General features: G+C 69.0%; 21 protein-coding genes and 1 pseudogene. 14 read left to right on the top strand and 8 right to left on the bottom strand.

Going from position 1 to position 19,542, the window contains the following annotated elements:
- Window positions 1–74: 74 nt before the first annotated feature.
- Window positions 75–1,175 carry a DNA cytosine methyltransferase gene (locus AB3K78_RS06845; RefSeq protein ID WP_416447021.1) on the bottom strand — a complete coding sequence of 367 codons (1,101 nt, stop codon included), beginning with the start codon at window positions 1,173–1,175 and terminating at the stop codon, window positions 75–77.
- Window positions 1,176–1,608: 433 nt separating this feature from the next.
- Between AB3K78_RS06845 and AB3K78_RS06840 the strand changes: the two genes are divergently transcribed.
- From AB3K78_RS06840 to AB3K78_RS06830, 3 genes are all read left to right on the top strand, one after another.
- The gene (locus tag AB3K78_RS06840) at window positions 1,609–1,965 is read left to right on the top strand and encodes a hypothetical protein (RefSeq protein ID WP_416447020.1); all 357 of its coding nucleotides are present in this window, start codon (window positions 1,609–1,611) and stop codon (window positions 1,963–1,965) included.
- Between the two features lie 99 nt (window positions 1,966–2,064).
- The gene (gene mobF / locus AB3K78_RS06835; protein ID WP_416447317.1) at window positions 2,065–5,604 is read left to right on the top strand and encodes a MobF family relaxase; all 3,540 of its coding nucleotides are present in this window, start codon (window positions 2,065–2,067) and stop codon (window positions 5,602–5,604) included.
- A gap of 67 nt (window positions 5,605–5,671) precedes the next feature.
- Window positions 5,672–6,289, top strand: a complete 618-nt coding sequence (locus tag AB3K78_RS06830) for a M23 family metallopeptidase (RefSeq protein WP_416447019.1) — start codon at window positions 5,672–5,674, stop codon at window positions 6,287–6,289.
- A 168-nt stretch (window positions 6,290–6,457) separates the two neighbouring features.
- On the opposite strand, the gene AB3K78_RS06825 is transcribed toward AB3K78_RS06830, so the two are convergent.
- Window positions 6,458–6,655: a hypothetical protein gene (locus tag AB3K78_RS06825; RefSeq protein WP_416447018.1), complete on the bottom strand. Its 198-nt coding sequence runs from the start codon at window positions 6,653–6,655 to the stop codon at window positions 6,458–6,460.
- A 262-nt stretch (window positions 6,656–6,917) separates the two neighbouring features.
- Here AB3K78_RS06825 and AB3K78_RS06820 point away from each other — a divergent pair, with 262 nt between their 5' ends.
- Together AB3K78_RS06820 and AB3K78_RS06815 are read left to right on the top strand one after the other, a co-directional pair.
- Window positions 6,918–7,292: a hypothetical protein gene (locus tag AB3K78_RS06820; RefSeq protein WP_416447017.1), complete on the top strand. Its 375-nt coding sequence runs from the start codon at window positions 6,918–6,920 to the stop codon at window positions 7,290–7,292.
- Window positions 7,292–7,702, top strand: coding sequence for a recombinase family protein (locus tag AB3K78_RS06815; protein WP_416447016.1), 411 nt, complete (start codon window positions 7,292–7,294; stop codon window positions 7,700–7,702). The genes AB3K78_RS06820 and AB3K78_RS06815 overlap by 1 nt, the downstream gene beginning before the upstream one ends.
- Before the next feature lie 83 nt (window positions 7,703–7,785).
- Here the strand turns inward: AB3K78_RS06815 and AB3K78_RS06810 are convergent, their stop codons facing one another.
- The gene (locus AB3K78_RS06810; RefSeq protein ID WP_416447015.1) at window positions 7,786–8,262 is read right to left on the bottom strand and encodes a hypothetical protein; all 477 of its coding nucleotides are present in this window, start codon (window positions 8,260–8,262) and stop codon (window positions 7,786–7,788) included.
- Window positions 8,263–8,436: 174 nt separating this feature from the next.
- Between AB3K78_RS06810 and AB3K78_RS06805 the strand changes: the two genes are divergently transcribed.
- From AB3K78_RS06805 to AB3K78_RS06790, 4 genes are all read left to right on the top strand, one after another.
- Window positions 8,437–8,925 (top strand): hemerythrin domain-containing protein, encoded by a 489-nt coding sequence (locus AB3K78_RS06805; RefSeq protein WP_416447014.1) that lies wholly within the window; start codon window positions 8,437–8,439, stop codon window positions 8,923–8,925.
- Window positions 8,926–9,028: 103 nt separating this feature from the next.
- Window positions 9,029–10,087 (top strand): S41 family peptidase, encoded by a 1,059-nt coding sequence (locus tag AB3K78_RS06800; protein WP_416447013.1) that lies wholly within the window; start codon window positions 9,029–9,031, stop codon window positions 10,085–10,087.
- Window positions 10,088–10,240: 153 nt separating this feature from the next.
- The gene (locus tag AB3K78_RS06795) at window positions 10,241–11,350 is read left to right on the top strand and encodes a fatty acid desaturase family protein (protein WP_416447012.1); all 1,110 of its coding nucleotides are present in this window, start codon (window positions 10,241–10,243) and stop codon (window positions 11,348–11,350) included.
- Entirely contained in the window at window positions 11,343–11,588 is a 246-nt protein-coding gene (locus tag AB3K78_RS06790) for a hypothetical protein (protein ID WP_416447011.1), read from the top strand. The genes AB3K78_RS06795 and AB3K78_RS06790 overlap by 8 nt, the downstream gene beginning before the upstream one ends.
- Here AB3K78_RS06790 and AB3K78_RS06785 read toward each other — a convergent pair.
- The 4 genes from AB3K78_RS06785 to AB3K78_RS06770 are packed head-to-tail and all read right to left on the bottom strand — an operon-like array spanning window position 11,582 to window position 14,000.
- Window positions 11,582–12,190, bottom strand: a complete 609-nt coding sequence (locus AB3K78_RS06785; protein ID WP_416447010.1) for a DNA-3-methyladenine glycosylase I — start codon at window positions 12,188–12,190, stop codon at window positions 11,582–11,584. The genes AB3K78_RS06790 and AB3K78_RS06785 overlap by 7 nt on opposite strands.
- Window positions 12,191–12,205: 15 nt before the next feature.
- Window positions 12,206–12,895 (bottom strand): alpha-ketoglutarate-dependent dioxygenase AlkB family protein, encoded by a 690-nt coding sequence (locus tag AB3K78_RS06780; protein ID WP_416447009.1) that lies wholly within the window; start codon window positions 12,893–12,895, stop codon window positions 12,206–12,208.
- A complete protein-coding gene (locus tag AB3K78_RS06775) occupies window positions 12,892–13,506 on the bottom strand; it encodes a methylated-DNA--[protein]-cysteine S-methyltransferase (protein ID WP_416447008.1) in 615 nt (204 codons plus the stop codon). The genes AB3K78_RS06780 and AB3K78_RS06775 overlap by 4 nt, the downstream gene beginning before the upstream one ends.
- The gene (locus tag AB3K78_RS06770) at window positions 13,503–14,000 is read right to left on the bottom strand and encodes an RNA polymerase sigma factor (protein ID WP_416447007.1); all 498 of its coding nucleotides are present in this window, start codon (window positions 13,998–14,000) and stop codon (window positions 13,503–13,505) included. The genes AB3K78_RS06775 and AB3K78_RS06770 overlap by 4 nt, the downstream gene beginning before the upstream one ends.
- A gap of 155 nt (window positions 14,001–14,155) precedes the next feature.
- On the opposite strand from AB3K78_RS06770, the gene AB3K78_RS06765 reads away from it, so the two are divergent.
- Window positions 14,156–14,668 (top strand): methylated-DNA--[protein]-cysteine S-methyltransferase, encoded by a 513-nt coding sequence (locus tag AB3K78_RS06765; RefSeq protein WP_416447006.1) that lies wholly within the window; start codon window positions 14,156–14,158, stop codon window positions 14,666–14,668.
- A gap of 19 nt (window positions 14,669–14,687) precedes the next feature.
- Window positions 14,688–15,829: pseudogene (locus AB3K78_RS06760) on the top strand (serine hydrolase domain-containing protein).
- Window positions 15,830–15,850: 21 nt separating this feature from the next.
- Here the strand turns inward: AB3K78_RS06760 and AB3K78_RS06755 are convergent.
- The gene (locus tag AB3K78_RS06755; protein WP_416447005.1) at window positions 15,851–17,071 is read right to left on the bottom strand and encodes an FAD-dependent monooxygenase; all 1,221 of its coding nucleotides are present in this window, start codon (window positions 17,069–17,071) and stop codon (window positions 15,851–15,853) included.
- A gap of 105 nt (window positions 17,072–17,176) precedes the next feature.
- Between AB3K78_RS06755 and AB3K78_RS06750 the strand changes: the two genes are divergently transcribed.
- Genes AB3K78_RS06750 through AB3K78_RS06740 form a run of 3 tightly spaced genes read left to right on the top strand, consistent with a single transcriptional unit; the run spans window position 17,177 to window position 19,494 of the window.
- On the top strand, window positions 17,177–17,665 hold the full coding sequence (locus AB3K78_RS06750; RefSeq protein WP_416447004.1) for a MarR family winged helix-turn-helix transcriptional regulator: 489 nt from the start codon (window positions 17,177–17,179) through the stop codon (window positions 17,663–17,665).
- Window positions 17,662–18,474: an AraC family transcriptional regulator gene (locus AB3K78_RS06745; protein ID WP_416447003.1), complete on the top strand. Its 813-nt coding sequence runs from the start codon at window positions 17,662–17,664 to the stop codon at window positions 18,472–18,474. Before AB3K78_RS06750 ends, AB3K78_RS06745 begins: the two co-directional genes overlap by 4 nt.
- Before the next feature lie 57 nt (window positions 18,475–18,531).
- Window positions 18,532–19,494 (top strand): proline dehydrogenase family protein, encoded by a 963-nt coding sequence (locus AB3K78_RS06740; RefSeq protein WP_416447002.1) that lies wholly within the window; start codon window positions 18,532–18,534, stop codon window positions 19,492–19,494.
- Window positions 19,495–19,542: the final 48 nt, after the last annotated feature.

Below are 19,542 nucleotides of genomic sequence, written 5' to 3'. Positions count from 1 at the left end.
GGTCGAAGAAGTGAGCCGGACCTAGGCGCGCTCAGAGCGGTCTGCACAGGCCCCTCCTCTCCGTTACGATTTCGTTACCGTACCACACGTTCCTGATCAGGCTCGAGCATCCGAAGTGCCATGGCAGCCTGCAACGGGAGCACACCATTCCCAAGCGCGGCCAGTTCTTGGTTCGCAGTCAGTCCAATGAGGGGATTGGTGATCCATCTGCTTTCCAAACCCATGAGCCATTCAAGGAATGCTGGCGCGGGGCGAGTGCCGCCCGACTCATGGATGAGTGTCGGGGCTGGCGCCGGTCTGCCGGTGATGTGTTCCCAGCGGGCTATGGCGTCGGCGTATCGTCCCCAGCGGTGACGATGCCCTCGATCAGCGACCACAGTGTCACCGATTCGTTCCTCCAATGCTCCAAGCCAGCCGGCCCGTTCAAGGCCAGGTCGATAACCTGATGTGAGAGCGCGATCGTGCCCCGCCTCGCTCGCACTTGATCTAGGCTTTCCCCGCCGCGTGCCGCGTCGGAGGCGAGCGGGGTGCGGAACAGTGTCGGTCCGGTGCGCGAGGATGAAGACGCGGAACCGAGGATGTGGAGCGCCGATGCTGGCAGCGGGTAGGCCGATCCATTGCGCGTCATACCGGAGGTCGGCCAGGTCTCCGAGTACGGCGCCAAGCGCCCGGAGAGGTCGAGCTGCGTCGTCTGCCAGACCCCAAGCGTCGGGTTCCAAGTTGCGAACGGTTGTGGGGGCAGGGGTTGCATCGGAGGCTCCTTCGGGGGTTGCAGCGTCGGGGGTTGCACGGATCGCGGTTGCGGAGAGCAAACCGCGCACGTTCTCGATGACGACGAACTCGGGGCGGAGGTGGTCGATTGCCTCGGCCATGTGTGACCAGAGGCCGGAGCGGGTGCCGGGTGCGAGGCCGGCCATCTTCCCGACGGTCGAGACATCCTGGCAAGGGAACCCACCGCAGAGAATGTCCACCGCCGGCACCTGACCCCAGTCGATGGCGGTGATGTCGCCGAGGTTCGGGGCGTCCGGCCAGTGGTGAGCGAAGACGCGCTGCACGGGGTTGATTTCTGAGAACCAGACCGTTTGTGCGTTGAAGACGTGTTCGACGGCGAGGTCGAGGCCGCCGTAGCCGGAGAACAGCGACCCGATGCGCAGCGGCGAGGGGTCGGCGGGCATGGCGTACTCTTCTTGCATCGGGGCTCCCGGTGATCGGTGATCTCGGCCCGCATAGTGCTGCCGGATGGTCACCTCTCAGGTGCACCCGACCCCCACCCCAGGCACCCGCCCAGCTCACTCGATCAGCATCGCCGACGCCCACTCAGCTCGCCTCGCCGAGTATCGCCGACCAGCTCGTCGCCCGCCTCGCTCCTGAGCTTCCACGCGTCTTGCATCTGCGGTTTGACGCGAGCGTTATTCGCCCTCAGAAGTCACATGCTGCTCGCGCCGATCTGCTCGTCGAGCTGTAGCTGACTGCGCGCACCTTCCTCCTGACCGAAACCCCGCGGAAGAAGGGACGCGCGCCATGAGCACGAGAGCACCGAGATACCAGCCAGCCCAGTTCGAGGCGTCGGGGTGGGAGTCGGGCACGCCGGAGCGCAAGGCCCGGTTCGTGAACGCGCTGCTGCGGTTCATCGCTGCCGACTTCCCGCGAGAGCGCTTCACCCGATCCCTGTACGACGGGCTTTCCACTCACGGCTACTTCGGGTTCATCGCGCACTACAACCTCGACGGCTTCTACGAAGCCCAGCTCTCCACCCCCGACCGACAAGCTCGCTTCCTTCACGATCTTCGCCGGGAGTGCGAACGCGACGCCCACCGCGACCGGCCTGATCTATGGAGCGATGTGAAGCGCGTGCTCGCCGAACGTCTGCAACCCCAGGAGTTGCAGACGCAAGCCCGCCGGCTGCCGTCGCCCCGACCCCGGCGCGCGGCGCCGACGAAGGCTCCGGGGCCGACGCTCTTCTGAACCCTGGCCGGGGTTGCGCGATGCCAGACCGCAACCCTCACGCAACCCCAGGTTGCACGAAAGAAGGGAGCCGTAACCGTGACGGTCTCGATGCGGGTGATGAGCGCCGGTGACGGCTACAAATACCTCCTGCGCTCCGTCGTCACGGGCGACGGCGACCGCTCGCTCTCCACGCCGCTCACGCGCTACTACGCCGAAGACGGAACCCCGCCCGGAAGGTGGTTCGGCGCCGGGATCGCGCAGCTCGCCGGCGGTCAGCTCGCGACCGGCGATGAGGTGTCAGAGGAACAACTGCAGCTCCTCATCGGCATGGGCCGAGACCCTGTGACCGGCGACCCGCTCGGGCACGCCTACCCGATCTACTCGACCCCGGCAGAACGCATCGAAGCACGGGTCGAAGCCCTCGACCCCGAGCTCGGTCCGGCTTCCCGTGCGGAGGCAGTCGCGCAGATCGAGAGCGAGGAACGACGACGTGGCACAAGGAAGGCGGTCGCGGGCTACGACTATACGTTCTCGTTGCCGAAGTCCGCCTCCGTGCTCTGGGCGGTCGCCGACGCGGGCACGCAAGCGCTGATCGCTGATGCGCATCATACGGCGATCGGTGAGGTGATCGAGTTCATGGAGCGGGAGGTCGCCGCCACTCGTGTCGGTTCGACCGGTGCCGACGGCGGTGCGGTCGCGCAGGTTGACACGTTTGGGCTCGCCGCGACGGCCTACGACCACTATGACTCACGCGCGAACGACCCGCACTTGCACACGCACGTGGTGGTCTCGAACAAAGTGCGCACGGTGCTCGATGGGAAGTGGCGGTCGCTCGACGGCCGCCCCATGCACGCCGCGACCGTTGCGCTCTCCGAGTTGCACGAGGCGGTTATCGCCGATCATCTCACCCGGCTCCTCGGTGTCGAATGGGAGGCGCGGGAGCGGGGTCGGGATCGGAACCCGGCTTGGGCGATCGCCACGGTTCCTGAAGGCCTCGTGCTCGAGTTCTCTACCCGCTCGCATCAGATCGATGCGGAGAAGGATCGCCTCATCGCCGAATACGTCGAGAAGCATGGGCGGCAGCCGTCGGCGGCGACGGTCATCAAGCTCCGCGCGCAAGCCACGCTCATCACTCGGCCGGAGAAGAAGGTTCGCTCGCTCGCGGACCTCACAACGGACTGGCGTAAGCGCGCCACGAAGAAGCTCGGCCGTGATGCCGGCGAGTGGGCGCGCGAGGCGATCCCCGCGCTCATGGTGCGGGTGCTGCGGGCGGATGACGTGCCTCTCGATGAGATCGAAACGATCGCGCTCTCCGTGGTCGAAGCCGTCGGGGCGAAACGGTCGACTTGGCACCGCTGGAACCTCACCGCCGAGGCAGCCCGGCAGACGATGGGGTACCGGTTCGCGACGACTCGGGACAGGGAGGCCGTGACCGGCATGGTCGTCGATGCCGCCGAGCGCGCCTCGCTGCGCCTCACCCCACCCGAACTCGCCTCGACCCCGGCACGGTTCCAGCGCCCCGATGGCACGAGCGCATTCCGGCCCCGCCATTCGGCCTTGTACTCCTCGACCGAACTCCTGGAAGCGGAAGCGCGTCTCCTGGAACGCTCCCGCACCACGACCGGGCCAACGCTGCCGCTCGCGGTGATCGAGCGCATCACGGCCGCCCCGGATCGGGACGGGCGGGTGCTTGGCCCAGACCAGGCCGACGCCCTCACCAAGATCGCCATATCGGGGCGCGTGCTCGACCTGCTCGTCGGCCCCGCCGGGACCGGGAAGACCACCGCCATGAACGCACTCCGCCGCGCCTGGGAAACCGAGCACGGGGCAGGGGCGGTGGTGGGGCTGGCGCCGTCGGTGGTCGCGGCGGAAGTCCTCGCCGACGACCTCGGCATCAAGACGGAAAACACCGCACGATGGTGGACGCTCCACAACCTGGGCCGGGCGTCGTTCCGCGCGGGGCAGCTGGTCATCATCGATGAAGCCAGCCTCGCCGGCACCCTCTCACTCGACCGCATCACCAAGACCGCCGAACAAGCAGGCGCGAAAGTACTGCTCGTCGGCGACTACTCACAACTCCAAGCCGTCGAAGCCGCCGGCGCCTTCGGGCTCCTCGCCGGAGACCGGGACGACACCCTGGAGCTGTTCACGATCTACCGGTTCACGAACGAGTGGGAGAAGATCGCGTCCCTCGGGCTGCGCCTCGGCAAAACAGACGTGATCGACACCTACCAGAACGCGGGCCGGGTAACCGGCGGCAATACCGAGGACGTGACCGCCCTGGCGTATGAGGCATGGCGCGCTGATCGGGAGGCGGGGGTTCCGTCGATTCTCGTCACCGATTCCAGCGAGTCCATGGCGGCCCTGAACCTCCGCGCTCGCACCGAGCTGATCCTTGCCGGGGTCGTGCAGCCGATCCGCGGCGAAGCCACCCTCGGCGGCGGCGCGACTGCTGCGGTCGGGGATGTCGTCATCACGCGGGACAACCGCCGGGATCTCCGGTCGCGTACGGCGTGGGTGCAGAACGGGAACCGGTGGATCATCACGAGGGTGCGGCGCGACGGGTCCGTGACGGTCCGGCCCGTCGGCCGGGATCGCGGCGGGTCGATCGTGCTGCCCGCCGACTACGTGGCGGAGCACCTTGACCTCGGCTACGCCGTCACCGCGTACCGCGCCCAGGGCGTCACCGTCGATACTTCGCATGTGATGGTCGATCCGTCGATGACGAGGGAGAACCTGTACGTCGCGATGACTCGCGGCCGTGACGGGAACTACGCCTACGTCGCCGTCGACACCCCCGACGACGCACACCAGCACCCGCACGAAGCATCGGACGTGGAGGAGGCAGCCAGGCGGGTGCTGTTCGGGGTGCTCAACCATTCCGGCGCTGAGCTGTCGGCGCACGAGACGATCAAGCGGGAGCAGGAGAACTGGGGGTCGATCCAGCAACTCGCCGCCGAATACGAGACCATCGCCACCGAAGCCCAACACGACCGCTGGGCCACCCTCGTCCGAGGCTCAGGCCTCACCACCGCACAAGCAGACTCGGTGCTCGACTCCGACGCCTTCGGAGCCCTCGCCGCAGAACTCCGCCGGGCCGAGGCGAACCACCACGACGTCGACCGGCTTCTCCCGCGCCTCGTGAGGGCGCGGGGCTTCGATGACGCCGACGACATCGCCTCCGTCCTGCACTGGCGCCTCGCCACCGCCACCCAGCACCCCGCCACCGGCGGGCGCACGGCACAGGCACCGAGGTTGATCGCGGGCCTGATCCCTGTTGCCGGCGGCATCACCGAACCGGAATTGCGGCAGGCACTCGCGGAACGGCACCGGCTCATCGAGCAGCGCGCCGCGACCCTCGCTGAGCAAGCCGCGGCAGATAATGCACCGTGGATGCGGGCGCTCGGGGCGCGGCCGGATGATCCACGCAAGCAGGAGGCGTGGGCGCGGTATGCGCGCACAGTCGCCGCATACCGCGACCGTTACGGCGTCACGAGTGATGACGTTCTCGGGCCGGCCCCGGACGGCATCGCGCAGAAGATCGACCAAGCCCGCGCCGCGCAAGCGATCCAACGCGCGCGAGCACTCACGACTCAGCGGGCGCGCCCGAAGGCCGCACCGAAGGCGCTTAATCGCCGGGGCGGGCGCTCGCTATGACACTCGCCCTGAGGCGCCCGCAGGGCGTCTGGGAGAATGAGACTCCGGACTGCACGAAGGGGGCAGCGTGGCAACTTCGACGGATCTGGACTACCCGTTCACGGGCAAGTGGATGGTGCAGAACAGCCCGGCCAACAGAGTGCCCAGCCACGGAACAACACGGCTGGCTACGTCCTACGCCATCGACTTCGTTCCCGTCGATGACTCCGGACGCACTTCGCCCGTCACGTTCGGGTCGCTCGTACGCCCCGAACCCCCGGAGAGGTTCGTGGGCTTCGGACGTGCTCTGCTGGCGCCCGTTGAGGGTATCGTCGTCGCCGCGCACGACTCCGAACCAGACCACCCTTCGTACCGCGGCATACCTTCCATCGGCTATGCGCTCACCCAGCGCCGCCGCGTCGAAGCAGGGTGGTTGGCGCTTGCCGGCAACCACGTGTTCATCGATACCGGAGGGGTGGTGGTCGTTCTCTGCCACCTCAAGCAGGGCAGTCTTGACGTGCAGACCGGGCAGTACGTAAAACTCGGCACGAGGCTCGCACGCTGCGGGAACTCCGGCAACAGCACCGAGCCGCACGTTCATGTTCAAGCGATCAGCACATCAGATATCGACCGAGCCGACGCCGTGCCGGTGACGTTCGAAGGCTCCTTGCCCAGCAACGGAGAGGTGATCGACATTGCCAGGTAGCGGCGCACGAGCACTCGCGACTCAACGCGCACGCCCGAAAGCCGCGCCGAACGCGCTCACCAGACGGGGCGCGCAGTCGCTCTGACGCGGATGCGATGTGCACGTTGGAGAGTGTATGACAAAAGCGAGAGCACCATTGAGGTGCCCTCGCCTGTATTGGGAGCAACGCTATTCGGGGAGCTGAGATGTGGACAGCACAAGGCGGTATGCCTCGGTGTTCTCGTCGCCGTAGTCAACGACATCTTCCAGCGTCATGATGTTGCGCACGTGCTCGACGGCCTCTGCTTGGGTCATCGGTGATTCGTCGCCCCAGTCGTTCTGGTTCTGATCAGCGGTGACGATCGCTGCCGCTTCTTGGAAATCCATCGTTACATCTCCTCGTTCGGTCTGTTCGGTGGTGTGTCTTGAGCGCAACGTAGCGCCTCCTACTGGGTGCGCTCTCGTCTTCACCATCACCAGACGGCGACCAGCTACGACGGTTCCGCTTCCGTGCCGGCCGACGTACAGTAGAGGTGTAGGCAGTTTCTACAAACGTTCGCCGCTATCGGATGTAGCGGCACGGCTGGCCGGGAACGGGAAGCCCCTTTCAAAATGACTCACTGCCGAGTGATCTGAAAGGGCTGTCCTCATGCTCTCGACCATCTTCTCCGGCGTCGCCCGCTGCTACTACTTCCTCGCGAGGTACGCGCCCGGCCCCCGGCTCATCTCTCGCATCGTCCGCCGCGACGGATTGAAGTGGGGCACGCCCGCGATGCTCGTCGCAGCCCCGTACTACCTCCTCGCGAACTTCCTCAAGGGGCTCATCGAGCAAGGCGGTGACGCCTGGCTCAGCCTGCCGCTGCTGTGGTGCCTCGTCATGGGAACCGCGTTCCTCGTCCTCGGACCGGTCACTCTCCTCATGCTCGCGAAGGCCCGCATCCTCGAAGCGATGCGGGCGCGCAATCTGCGCCGCCAGATCGAGCGCACGGCGATTCTCGAGCGCGAGACGAGCGAGGTGGCTTGATGGATGCCGTCATGTATCTCCGATCCGGTCGTCCGAACCAGGCCGATATCCTTCGTCAGCGCGAGGCGTGCAAAGCGCTCGCGCACCAGCACGGTTGCGAGCTGACCGACTCGTACACCGACCTCGGTAGAACTCGGCTGGCACTCCGTGCCCTCACCGACGAAGCCGCGACCGGGAGGTTCAGCGCGGTGTTCGTCTGCGGGCTCTCCCGAATCGGGCGCACCCTGCCCGAGTTCACGCGCACGACCGAAACGCTCCGAGAAGCCGGCTGCACACTCTACGACGCAGCCACCGGCACCGTGTTCGAGCCCGAGAGCACATCCACTCGTTTCGTCCTGGGCGTCCTCGCTGAAATCGACGGGGAACGCATCGAGCGTGAGCGCAGAGCCCGGCGCGCGCATACACGCTGAGTCCGAGAACATGAATCGGCCGACCACGTTCGTATCGTGGTCGGCCGATTCTTTGGTGCGAGCTCCATGGTGCAGCCCGGCCACTATGCCCGAGGAATTCGCCCCTTCGGTCGGATCGTCGCCCCCGCACCCGCGATCGCCGTCCGTGCCGCATGCTGGCTGACGCCAAACCTTCGGCCGACTTCAAGGAGCGGCATTCCGTCCTCGTAGAGCCTCACTGCCTCCGGGGTATCCGACGGATCGAGACTGCGCTGCTCACGCAACGACACCGACCTGCGGGTGAGGTGCGCCGCGATCGTACGTCGATGCGCACGGTACTTCTGAGCGATCCTGTTCATGCTCATACCGCCCTTGTAGAGATCGATGATCTGATCGACCTGGGCCTCGGTGAGAAAAGTTTGAGCTTTCCCAATCGACCTGACGAGGCGGCCCCGATCGTCTCGAACCGAGGGTTCCAAGGGGCGGCGGTTGGTCTCGTATACCCCGCGCTTCCTGCGCGAGACAACGGTTTTCAGGGCGGGGGTAAAGTTCTCAAAGTGTCTACTCAGGCGCACCGACACCGATCCGAGTCCGTGTCCCGTCCGGGAGTCCGACTCCGGCGCGATCTTCCGCGTTCGCCGGGGATCGGGTAATTTGGGGCGCAGCGTCGCGTGCCGGTGGCAGTCCGTGTCAGGCATGGAGGCGCGGAACCCGAAGGAGCGCGACAGTGAAGATGTCGTTCCCTTCGCCCTCCCATGGCTGAGGGCGAGACGAGCCGGTTCGTCGCCTGGGGCGAAGAACTGCGGGCCGTGCACCGTCGGCTGAGAGACGCGTTGCGCGTCGTGCGGGCCTCCACGGAGGCCGGCGATCCCGTCGGGCCGCTGTCGAACGACCTCCTGCTGTTCTGTCGCGGATTCTGTGCGGCGCTGACCGGTCATCACGAGGGGGAGGACCGCGAGCTCTTCCCCGCGATCGCGGCCGCGCATCCTGAGCTGCGCGGGACCCTGCGCAAGCTGGAGCAGGACCATTCGATGATCGGGACCCTCGTGGCGGCCCTGCAGGCCGCCGTCGACCGCCGCATGCCTCGGGATGCGATCGAGGCGCACCTGGACGGGCTCGCGGCGATCATGGAGTCCCATTTCCAGTACGAGGAACGGGAACTCCTCGCGGTGCTCGAGGCGCTCGCGCTCGACGCCGAGCCGAGCGATGTGCTCGGGCCGCTGGGAACGGAGCCTCGCCGGTGAGTGCGGGACCGCCCGCGCCACGTCCGCCCCAGCTGAGTCTCCGTGGCAGTGCTGCGAGCATGAGAGGATCGCCAGAGTCGGCACACTGCAGCGAGGGGGTCCCGTGCGACGTCTTCGCCGAGGTACCGCCGTCCTCGTGGGCGTGCTGGTGCTGGGACTCGCGGTCGGCGGCGCACCGGCTGGCGATCCCGGTGTCCGGGCGTACACGGATCGCGCACTCTCCGGACTGCAGGCCGGGTATTACGTCGACACGCCGACGTGGGACGAGGTGCTCGCCCGGGAACTCCCCGTGCTGCGAGCAGCGGAGGCCACGTCCGATACCCACGGCGCTCTGAGCCGCCTGGTACGCGCGGCCGGCGGCTTCCACAGCCGGTTCTCGACGCCCGAGCAGGCCGCCGCCTCATCGCGTCCCGGTTTCCCATCCTCCCGGGAGAACCCGACCGTGCGGTACGACGGGCGACTCGGCATCGTGACGGTTCCGGGCTTCTCCAGCGTCCACGCGGACGAACAGGAGCGATATCTCCGTGCGGCGGGCGAGATCTTCGCCTCCGAGCAGGCGAGCTCCGCGTGCGGGTGGGTCATCGACGTGCGGCACAACGGCGGAGGCCTCGGGTGGGCCATGATCCTCGCGGTGAGCCCGCTGCTCGACGATGGCACGGTCGAGCAGTTCCGCACGCGCGACGGCCGCACGAGCGCGGTCCGCGTCCGCGATGCTTCCCTGAGCTGGGTCGGCCGGCGCTGGGACAGCCTGCCCGCGTTCGCGGGCCGGTTCGGGGCGCTCGATCAGCTCGGAATGCCCGGGCTCGTGGTCGCCCCGGCGCTCCCGGGGGCGCCGGCCAAGCTCCCGGGTCGGCCGATCGCCCTCGTACAGTCGACACGGTCGGCGAGCGCGGCCGAGATGGTGCTGCTGGCCTTCGCCGGGCAGGCGAGGACCGCGACCTTCGGAGCGGAGAGCGCCGGATACACGACCCTCAACGGCGGATTCATGCTTCCCGACGGTGCCGAGGTCACGCTGTCCTTCGCGCTGATGGGCGACCGCGACGGCAACTTCCATGAGGGGGCGATCCCACCCGATCATCCGGTGGACCCCGAAGACGATTCCGCTCTCGAAGCGGCCCGGGGCTGGGCGCTGCAGCAGTGCGCGGGCGGATCCGGCGCGTAGCCGTCGCCGGGCTGCCGCCCCCTACGGGGGCCTCTGGGCATGTACAGCTGGCGGCATGGTCCGTCGGCTACGGTGAGGGGAGCGATCGGCGACCGCCTGTGGCTTCACCTGAGTTGCCGCGACCGGTAGTTCATAACCAGACAGGTGCCGATCGTGTCATCGACTGCTCCCCGCACACTCGACGGGCCGGGCCCGCTCCGACCCACGCGCGCGAAGGCCGGCGACTTCCCGCCGATCGCGAAGGCCTACACCCGGGTCTCCCAGGTCGTGCGCGAGTCGGGGCTCCTGCGACGCACGCCGTGGTTCTACCTGACCGTCGGAGCCGCGCTGCTGCTCGCTCTGGGCGGAGCGATCACGGGCTTCGTCCTGCTGGGCGAGACCTGGTACCAGCTCCTCATCGCCGCCGCCCTCGGCATCGTCTTCACCCAGATCGCGTTCCTCGCGCACGAGGCGGCGCACCGGCAGATCCTCGCGACGGGTCCGGCGAACGATCGGCTCGCCAGGATCCTCGCCGGCGCGATCGGCATGAGCTACTCGTGGTGGGATTCGAAGCACTCGCGCCACCATTCGAACCCGAACCGAGTCGGCAAGGACCCGGACATCGAGGTCGACACGATCTCGTTCCTCGAGGAGGACGCGGTCGAAGCCCGCGGGTTCCGTCGCCTGCTCACGAGGCGCCAGGGCTGGCTCTTCTTCCCGCTGCTCACCCTGGAGGGGCTGAACCTGCACCGGCAGAGCTTCGCGCACCTCGCGAACCGTGAACCGGTGCGGGGGCGCTGGATCGAGATCGGCATCATCGCCGCCCGCTTCGCACTGATCCTCGTGCCCGTGTTCCTCCTGCTCCCATTCGGCATGGCCTGCGCGTTCATGGGGGTGCAGTTCGCGGTGTTCGGCGTCTACATGGGCGCCTCGTTCGCGCCCAACCACAAGGGCATGCCGGTGATCGCGCACGACGCGAAGCTCGACTTCTTCACGAAGCAGGTGCGCACCTCTCGCAACATCCGCGGCGGATGGTGGGCGACCTGGCTCATGGGCGGCCTGAACTACCAGGTGGAGCACCACCTGTTCCCGAGCATGGCGCGCCCGCACCTGGCACGGACGCGAGCCATCGTGCGCGAGCACTGCCGCACGCTGGGAGTCCCGTACACGGAGACCTCGCTCTGGCGGTCCTACGCGATCGTGATCGCCTACCTCAACCGGGTCGGGCTCGCTGCGCGGGATCCGTTCGAGTGCCCGATCACCGCCGAGTACCGGCGTGCCTGAGCGGGTCGTGCGCGGCCTCGGCGTTCCGAACGGGGCCGAGTACGAAGTGGGCGGCGAGACCTTCCTCGCGACCCGCCTGCTCAGATCGCACATCGCCGTCTCGCTGCGGGGGACCCGGATCGCCGAGGTCGTGCGGACGGGCCAGTACTGGCAGGTGAGCGGCATCCACGACGGCGACCGGGCGACCCGGCATCGTTCGTTCGCCGAGGCGCTGACCGCTGCGTCCAGCCGCTACTGAGCGGGCCAGATTCCCGAGCTGCCGCGGCGGTGCGAACCGACCAGGTGAGTGTCGACGATCCCGATCGCCTCCATGAGCGCGTACATCGTCGTCGGTCCGACGAAGGCGAAGCCGCGACGCCGCAACTCCTTCGAGAGGGCGATCGACTCCGGCGAGGTCGTGGGGATCTCTGCGAAGCGCCGAGGCCGCGGTGTCGTCTCCGGTCGGAAGGACCAGATCAGGGCCGATAGCCCCATGTCCGCCCGCAGCGCGATCGTGGCACGCGCGTTGCCGATGACGGCGAGGATCTTCTGCCGGTTGCGCACGATCGCCGCGTCGGCGAGGAGGCGTTCGACGTCCCGGTCGTCGTAGGCCGCGACCAGATCCGGGTCGAACCCGTCGAAGGCAGTGCGGAACGCGGGTCGTTTGCGCAGGATCGTCGCCCAGGAGAGACCGGCTTGGAACCCTTCCAGCGAGACGCGCTCGAAGATGCCGCGCTCGTCGGTGACCGGCATGCCCCACTCGGTGTCGTAGTACTCGCGCAGCAGCGGATCGACCGACGCCCATGCGGGCCGGGCGAGCCCATCGTCGCCGACCACGATGCCGGGGTCCTCTACGGTCATGTCTCTCCGTTCGTCTCAGCCCTCGAGGCCGGTCATGCGCATGGTGATGTTGATCCGGCCGGCGCTCGTTCCATCGGCGCTGCCTAGTCCGCAGCCGCTCGGCGCGGTGAACGGGTGGACCCGGGTGACGCCGTGGTACGCCAGACGCGAGGCACCGCCGAACACGAACAGGTCTCCGGAGCCGAGCCGCAGATCGGCGTACGGCCGATTGCGACTCTCCGTGTTGCCGAACCGGAACGTGCAGGCATCGCCGATCGAGAGGGAGACGATGGGGGCGAGCGACCGTTCGTCCCGGTCCTGGTGCATCCCCATCTTCGCCTTCTCGTCGTAGAAGTTCGCGAGCGCGGTGTCGGGCGTGTAGGCGGCGACCTGGTCCTCGGGGAAGCCGGTGTCGCGCAGCGCGCGACGGCCGAGTCGAACCATCCAGTCGGGGAACGCGAGGACGCGCTGCCCGTTCACGTCGGTAGCCTCCCGCGTGTAGCGGTAGGGCTGCCAGTGCCAGCCGAGGCAGACGGTGCGCACCGACATCTCGTGACCGCGCACCTTCGCGGCGCGGATCGGCACCGGGCCCGCCGTCCAGGTGCGGAACTGGCCGACGATCCATGCCTGCTGTTCGAGCGTGAGCCAGCCGGGTACGTGCACGGCGCCATCGGCGACCGCGGAGGGGTGCCCGGGTTCGGAGGGGAACTCGAAGAGCTCGGTCATGCCGACCGTTCCATCTCGAGCAGGGCGGTCTTGGCCTCGAGCCCGCCGATGTAGCCGCCGAGCGTCCCGTCGGCGCGGAGCACGCGGTGGCAGGGGACTACGACGGGCAACGGGTTGGTGGCGCAGGCGGTACCGACGGCGCGGACCGCCTTCGGGTTCCCGACCATCTCGGCCATCTGCGTGTAGCTGCGGGTCTGCCCGTAGCCGATCTCGGGGAGGTGCTGCTGCACGAGCCGGCGGAATCCCTTGGAGAGCGAGAGGTCGAGAGCGAGGTCGAAGGTCCTGCGCGTGCGTGCGAAGTACTCGTCGAGCTCGCGGGCCGCGGCGTCGAGGCGCTTCGGTGCGCGCAGCACCCGCGGACTGACCTTGGCGGCCAGGTGCTCCAGTACCCGGTCATGGTCCTCGGTCGCGAAGGCGACGCGGATCAGCCCCCGTGGCGTGGAGGCGAGCAGCAGGTTCCCGAGCGGGCTGTCGACGATGCGGTAGGCGACGTCGAGGAGTCCCTCGGACTGCGCCGAGGCCTCGAGTCGCCGGTGCAGTTCGGCGAGGGTGTCGGGGGTGATGGGGGCCGCCAGGGCGGCGACGTGATCATCGTTTCGGACGTCGTTCATGGTCGTGCTCCTTCCGCGATCGTGCCCGGATAGGTTCTTCTGAGGGTCTTGAGTCCGTCGGCGGCCGCCCTGCGGGCAGCCTCGACGGTTCCGCCGAGGATCGTGGCGATATCGGCGTAGGGCATCCCGACCAGATATCGGAAGGTGATCGCCTGGCGCTGTTTGGGCGGCAGCTCGCCGACCGCACGCCACAGCTCGGTGTCGTCGGCGCCGGGCACCCCGAGCGCCGTCGGTGCTTCGGGGAGGTCCTCGACGGGCACCGGGTTCCGCTTGCTCGCTCGATGCACGTCGATGGCCTTGCGTCGGGCGATGGTGACGAGCCAGGCCTCCACGTTCGCGGTCTCGGGCAGGTCGGGGTAGGCGCGCATCGCCGCGAGGAAGGTCTCCGACCAGGCGTCGTCGGCGTCGTGGATCCCGAGCATCGACCGGCAGACGCGCAGCACCGCGGTGCCGTGGAGCGCGACCACTGCGTCGAACGGCTGTTTCGTGTTCATCGCCCTGCAGACGGTGCGGACGGACGTTTCGTGAGACTCACGCCGACCATCTTCTCGCAACCGCCGTCCGTCGACACCGGATCTCACGTTCCGCGCCTCCGGAACGTCTGCAGTGCGGGAAGATGGACTCGCGCGAGCAGAAGGAGCGTCGACGCATGAACATTCGGCATACGGTGATCGATTCGCAGGTGGACCAGCTCCTCCTGGTGGCGGTCGACGACGCACTCGCGGGCGTCTACTTCGAGGGCTACCGGTTCACGCCGCAGCAGGACGGACTGGGACCCAGGGTGAGCTCGCTCTCCGACCCGGTGCTCGCGCAGGCGTCGCGGGAGCTCGCCGAGTACTTCGCCGGGGAACGACGCGTCTTCGACGTTCCCGCGGTGACCGCGGGCGATGCGATGCAGGAGCAGGTCTGGGCTCGCCTGCGCGAGATCCCCTACGGCCAGCGCGTCACCTATGGCGACATCGCCATCGGCCTCGGCGACCGCTCGCTGTCGCAGCTGGTGGGGCAGGCCGTGGGACGCAACCCGGTCAGCATCGTGATCCCGTGCCATCGCGTGGTCGGCTCCGGGGGCAAGCTCACCGGCTTCGGCGGCGGACTGCGGCGGAAGCAGATCCTGCTGGAGCTCGAGGAGCCGGACGAGGTCCGCGAGAGCCGACTGTTCTGACGGTCCCCGGTGCTCCCGCATGGGAACGGTGGACAGCCGCCGCGTCGCCCGCTTGAATCGACGCATGACGGAATCGCTGCGATCGGTGCTCGAACGGCATGCGGCCGAGGGGGTGTTCCCGGGGCTCGTCGGCGTGGACGGTGCCGCCGGCGGCACACTTGAAACGGTGTCGGTCGGGGCGCTGCCCGCGGACGCGATCGTGCGGATCCAGTCGATGACGAAGCCCGTGCTCGCGGTTGCGACGCTGCGGCTGGTGCAGCAGGGGCGTCTGGGGCTCGACGACCCGGTGGAGCGGTGGCTACCCGAGCTCGCCGACCGTCGGGTGCTGCGCGACCCGAAGGCGGAGCTCGACGACACGGTGCCCGCCGAACGGTCCATCACGATCCGGCACCTGCTCACGTGCACCTCGGGGTACGGAGTGATGACGGTGCCGTGCCCGCTGGGCGCGGCCATGCGCGAGGCGGGTGTGGAAGCCGGTCAGGACCCGCTGGCCATCGGCGCGGACGACTGGCTGGGTGCGCTCGCGTCGTTGCCGCTCGCGTTCCAGCCGGGGAGGGCTGGCGGTACCACCACTCCTTCGGGCTCCTCGGGATCCTGCTCTCCCGGGCGACCGGTGGCCTGGACGCGCACCTGCGCGGCGAACTCTTCGAACCGCTCGGCATGGTCGATACCGGATACAGCGTGCCGCTCGAGCAGGCGCACCGTCTGCCCGCGGCCCTCCGGCGCATCGCCGACGGGTCGCTCGTCGAGGTCGAGCCGGCAGCCGGAGGGCTGTCCGCCGCGCCGGCTCCTTTCGACCTCAGCCACGCCGAACTCGTCTCGACCGCGGCCGACTTCGCGGCGTTCGCCCGGATGCTGGCGGACGACGGCCGACATGACGGGCGGCCGTTCCTCGCCCCCGAGATGCTCGCCCTCATGCGCACGGATCAGGTGTCCGAGCGCGTCAAGGCCGACGACAGCTTCTTCCCCGGGTTCTGGGACGGCACCGGATGGGGGTTCGGGGTCTCGGTGCTGACGCAGGGACCCCACGCCGGCCGGTTCGGCTGGTCGGGCGGACTGGGCACCGACTTCTTCGTGGATCCCGACGGGTCGTTCCGGATCGTGCTCACCCAGCTGGAGATGGGGCCGGAGGTGATGCGGCTCTTTGCCGAACTGCAGTGAACGGCCGGCCCCTCTGCGGTCTCACCCGGCGGCCGCCGAGGGGCCGAAGACCGGTGCGTCGAAGTCGATGTGGTGACCCTGCAACCACATCATGGAGTCCCCGTCGTCGCGGGCCGCACGGCGGAAGATGATCGGCATCATCGCGTCGCGCACGAGCCGGCCGATCGGCCCCGCCGCCTTCCGTGCAGAACTCCGACGACCGTGCTCGACGATCCGCTCGACACGGGCCCGGCGCAGCTCGACGAAGCGGTCGAAGGCGACGCCGGTGTTCGGGCAATCGCGCAGGCACTGTGCGAGCACGACGGCGTCCTCGAGGGACATCGCCGCGCCCTGCCCGGCCGCGGGGGAGGTCGCGTGCGCGGCGTCGCCGATCAGGACCATGCGGCCGGCCCCGTCATGCCAGTTCCGCACGACCGGCATGTCGTAGGTCGCCCACCCGGTGAGCGGCGCGGGTGCCGCCTCGAGGATCTCGGCGGACGGGCCGGCGTCGCCTCGCATGAGGTCGCGCAGCCAGTCGCGCCACTCCGAGTCGCTCATCGCGGAGAGCGCGCCGCGCGCCGGCTCCCGTCGCATCGGGGGATTCGCGAACCAGATCGTGCCGCCGTCGGGGGTCCGCATCCAGGCGAAGAAGCAGCGGGTGCCGAACTGCATGACGAACTCCCGCTCGGGGGCATCGACCGAGAGACCCGGGACGAAGCCGCCGACGTTGAGGACGGGGACGTATCGCGGAGACACGGCCGCCGGATCGATCGTCTGGCGGACCCGCGAGTGGATCCCGTCCGCTCCGATCAGGATGTCGCCCTCGGCCGTCGTGCCGTCCGCGAATCGCGCGCGCACGCCCGTCGCGGTGCGTTCGGCTCCGACGAACTCCCGCCCGTACTCGACGCGAACGCCCTGCTGCGCCGCCTGCTCCGAGAGCGCCCGGTACAGCTCGGCGCGAGGCATCACCACCGAACCCGTGCCGTCCGGGCGACGGGCCGCCATGGGCATGGCGCCCAGCGGCCGACCGGCTCCGTTCACGAAACCGATGCGGTCGACCGGGTATCCGAGCGCTTCGACGGGCTCCGCCAGTCCGATGGCGCGCAGGGCATCCGTGCCATTGGCCTGGAGCGTGATCCAGGCGCCGCGCCGGTCGTCGTCGCGGCTTCCCCGTTCGAAGACGGTCGAGTCGATTCCGACCCGGCGCAGGGCGACCGCGAGAACGGGGCCGGCGATGCCGCCGCCGATGATGAGCGCGTGCATGGTGGGATCCTCCTGGGATCGGGGCCGACGTGGACGCCGGGCCGTGGATGAGATAGCTTGATGGTCAAGTAATCATGAACGGAGGTAGCTTGATTGTCAAGCGATATGCCTGAGTCCCTCGCGGCGCTCGGCCCGGCCATCCAGCGCTACCAATCGACCGTCGACGATTTCGACCGCGAGACCGCTCGGCTCCTCGGGGTGAACCGCACCGACCAGCGCTGCCTCGAAGCGCTCGCGGGCGCGGGAGACGACGGGCTGACGCCACGCGAGATCGCGGATCGCCTGGCGCTCACCTCGGGGAGCGTGACCACGATGCTCGACCGGCTGGCGCACGCCGGGTACGTCTCGCGATCCCGCCACCCGGAGGACGGGCGGCGGCTGATCGTCAGGCTCACCCCGATCGCGGGGCAGCGGATCTGGGAACTGATCGGTCCGCACATCGCCGAGTCCACGGCGGCCGTCGCCGAGGGCTTCGCGACGGAGGAGCTGGACGCGGTCCGGCGGTTCCTCGAGACCGTCACGAGCGTGCAGCGCGCTCACGCGGTCGCGCTGCGCGAGCGGGACGCGTTCGGAGGCGGCGAGGAATCCTCGTGACCGCCGAGTTCTGGCGCAGCGACGCGCTGCCGCAGCTGGAGTCGCGACGATCCTGCCGCGAAGTCGCGTGCTACCGGCCGCACACGCACGACCGCTTCTCGATCGGCTTGATCGACGCTGGCGCATCGAGCTTCACCGGCGCGAGCGGCCGCGCCGTCGAGCTCCGCCCCGGGGACGTGATCTGCATTCCCGCAGGCCAGGTGCACGCCTGCAACCCCGCGGGCGGCGTCTGGGAGTACCAGATGATCCACGCGGATCAGCCGTGGATCCGGGGCCTGCTCGACGCAGCGGCCCGGGACACCGGTGCGACGGAGCGACTGTTCGCGGGGATCTCGGTGTTCCGCGTTCCCGCGCTGCATCGGCGATTCGATGCGATCAACGATCGGCTCTTCGCGCGCGGGGCACCGGATCCGGCCCGCATCGGCGACGACCTTCGGGACGGGCTGCTCGGCTGCGCCCGTGCGGTGCCGCTGCATCGGGAGGAGCCCACGTCCGATCCGGAGGCGAGTCCGCGGCTGCGCGCGGTGACCGCCAGGCTCCGAACGGACGAGAAGGCGCCGGCGCTCGACGAGCTCGCCGCCCTCGCGGGGATGAGCCGCTTCCAGCTGATCCGCGCGATGAAGCGCGCGACAGGAATGACGCCGGCCTCCTGGCGCCACGATCATCGGATCAACACGGCGCGCAGACTGCTCCGCGAAGGCCGCACGCCCGCCGACGTCGCCGCCGCGCTCGGTTTTGCGGATCAGAGCCACTTCCACCGGATCTTCCGCTCGTACGTCGCGAGCACTCCCGGCGGCTACCGGGCCTAGCCGCGGCGCAATTCCGTTCAAGACCGGAGCCGGGGGACCGTCGAGAATCGATGCGTGATGCTCTCCTCCGAAACGCTGCGGTCCGCCTCCGATACCCTCCGCGCGCTCGCGCTCGACGAACGGCTGAAGCGCCGCGCGCTGGAGATACCGGGCGTCGCGCAGGCCGCGCGCCGCGCCGCAGCCAGGTACATCGCGGGCGATGCCGCGGCAGACGCCATCGCGCTGCTCGGCGCGAATGCCGAGCGCGGGCACCTCGGGAGCGTGGAACTCGTGGGGGAATCGGTGCGTGAACGCGATACCGCCGAGCGGGAGACCCGCACCCTCATCGGTCTGGCGGAGGGACTCGCCGCGAGGGAGGTACCGGCGACCGTCTGCTTCGACCTCTCGCACGTCGGATCGTTGATCTCGCCTCGGCTCGGCTGGGAGAACGCGAGTCGTATCGCGCAGGCCGCGCGGGAGGCGGGAACCTCGACGCTGATCTCGGCCGAGGGGTCCGACCGGACCGACCTGGTGCTCGAACTCTGGGAGCGGCTGTCGCTCGATTTCCCGGAGACCGGCATCACGCTCCAGGCCCGGCTGCACCGGACGCCCCGCGACCTCGTACGCGTCATGCGTCGCCCCGGTCCGGTCCGCTTGGTGAAGGGCGCGTTCCTCGAGCCGGAGGACGTGGCATTCCCGCGCGACTCGGCAGGCATGCTGGCGGCCTACCGTGACGCGGTCGCGCTGCTCGCGCGTGCGGGGCATCCCGTCCGTGTCGCGACGCACGACGCGGCGCTGGTGGACGTCCTCCGCACCGAGCTCGGAGAGGATCTGCGCGGCGAGCACGTGGAGTTCGAAACCCTGCAGGGGCTCGGCACCGAGCTGCTCGACGGGCTGGCCGAGGACGGGTTCGTCACCCGGGAATACGTCGTGTACGGACCCGAGTGGTGGCTGTACGTGCTCAACCGCATCGCCGAGCATCCCGAACGGGCGATTCTCGCCCTCGCGGACCTGGGCCTCGCAGGACGAGCCGGAGGCTGAACGGGACGCGGGCGTTCTCCCATGCCCTGGCCGGTTGGCCGGGGAGCG

This window comes from Leucobacter sp. HNU (genome assembly GCF_047946755.1).
Classification (GTDB): Bacteria; Actinomycetota; Actinomycetes; order Actinomycetales; family Microbacteriaceae; genus Leucobacter.
Note: the sequence above shows the minus strand (reverse complement) of the source record. Positions and strands in the feature narration are given on the sequence as shown.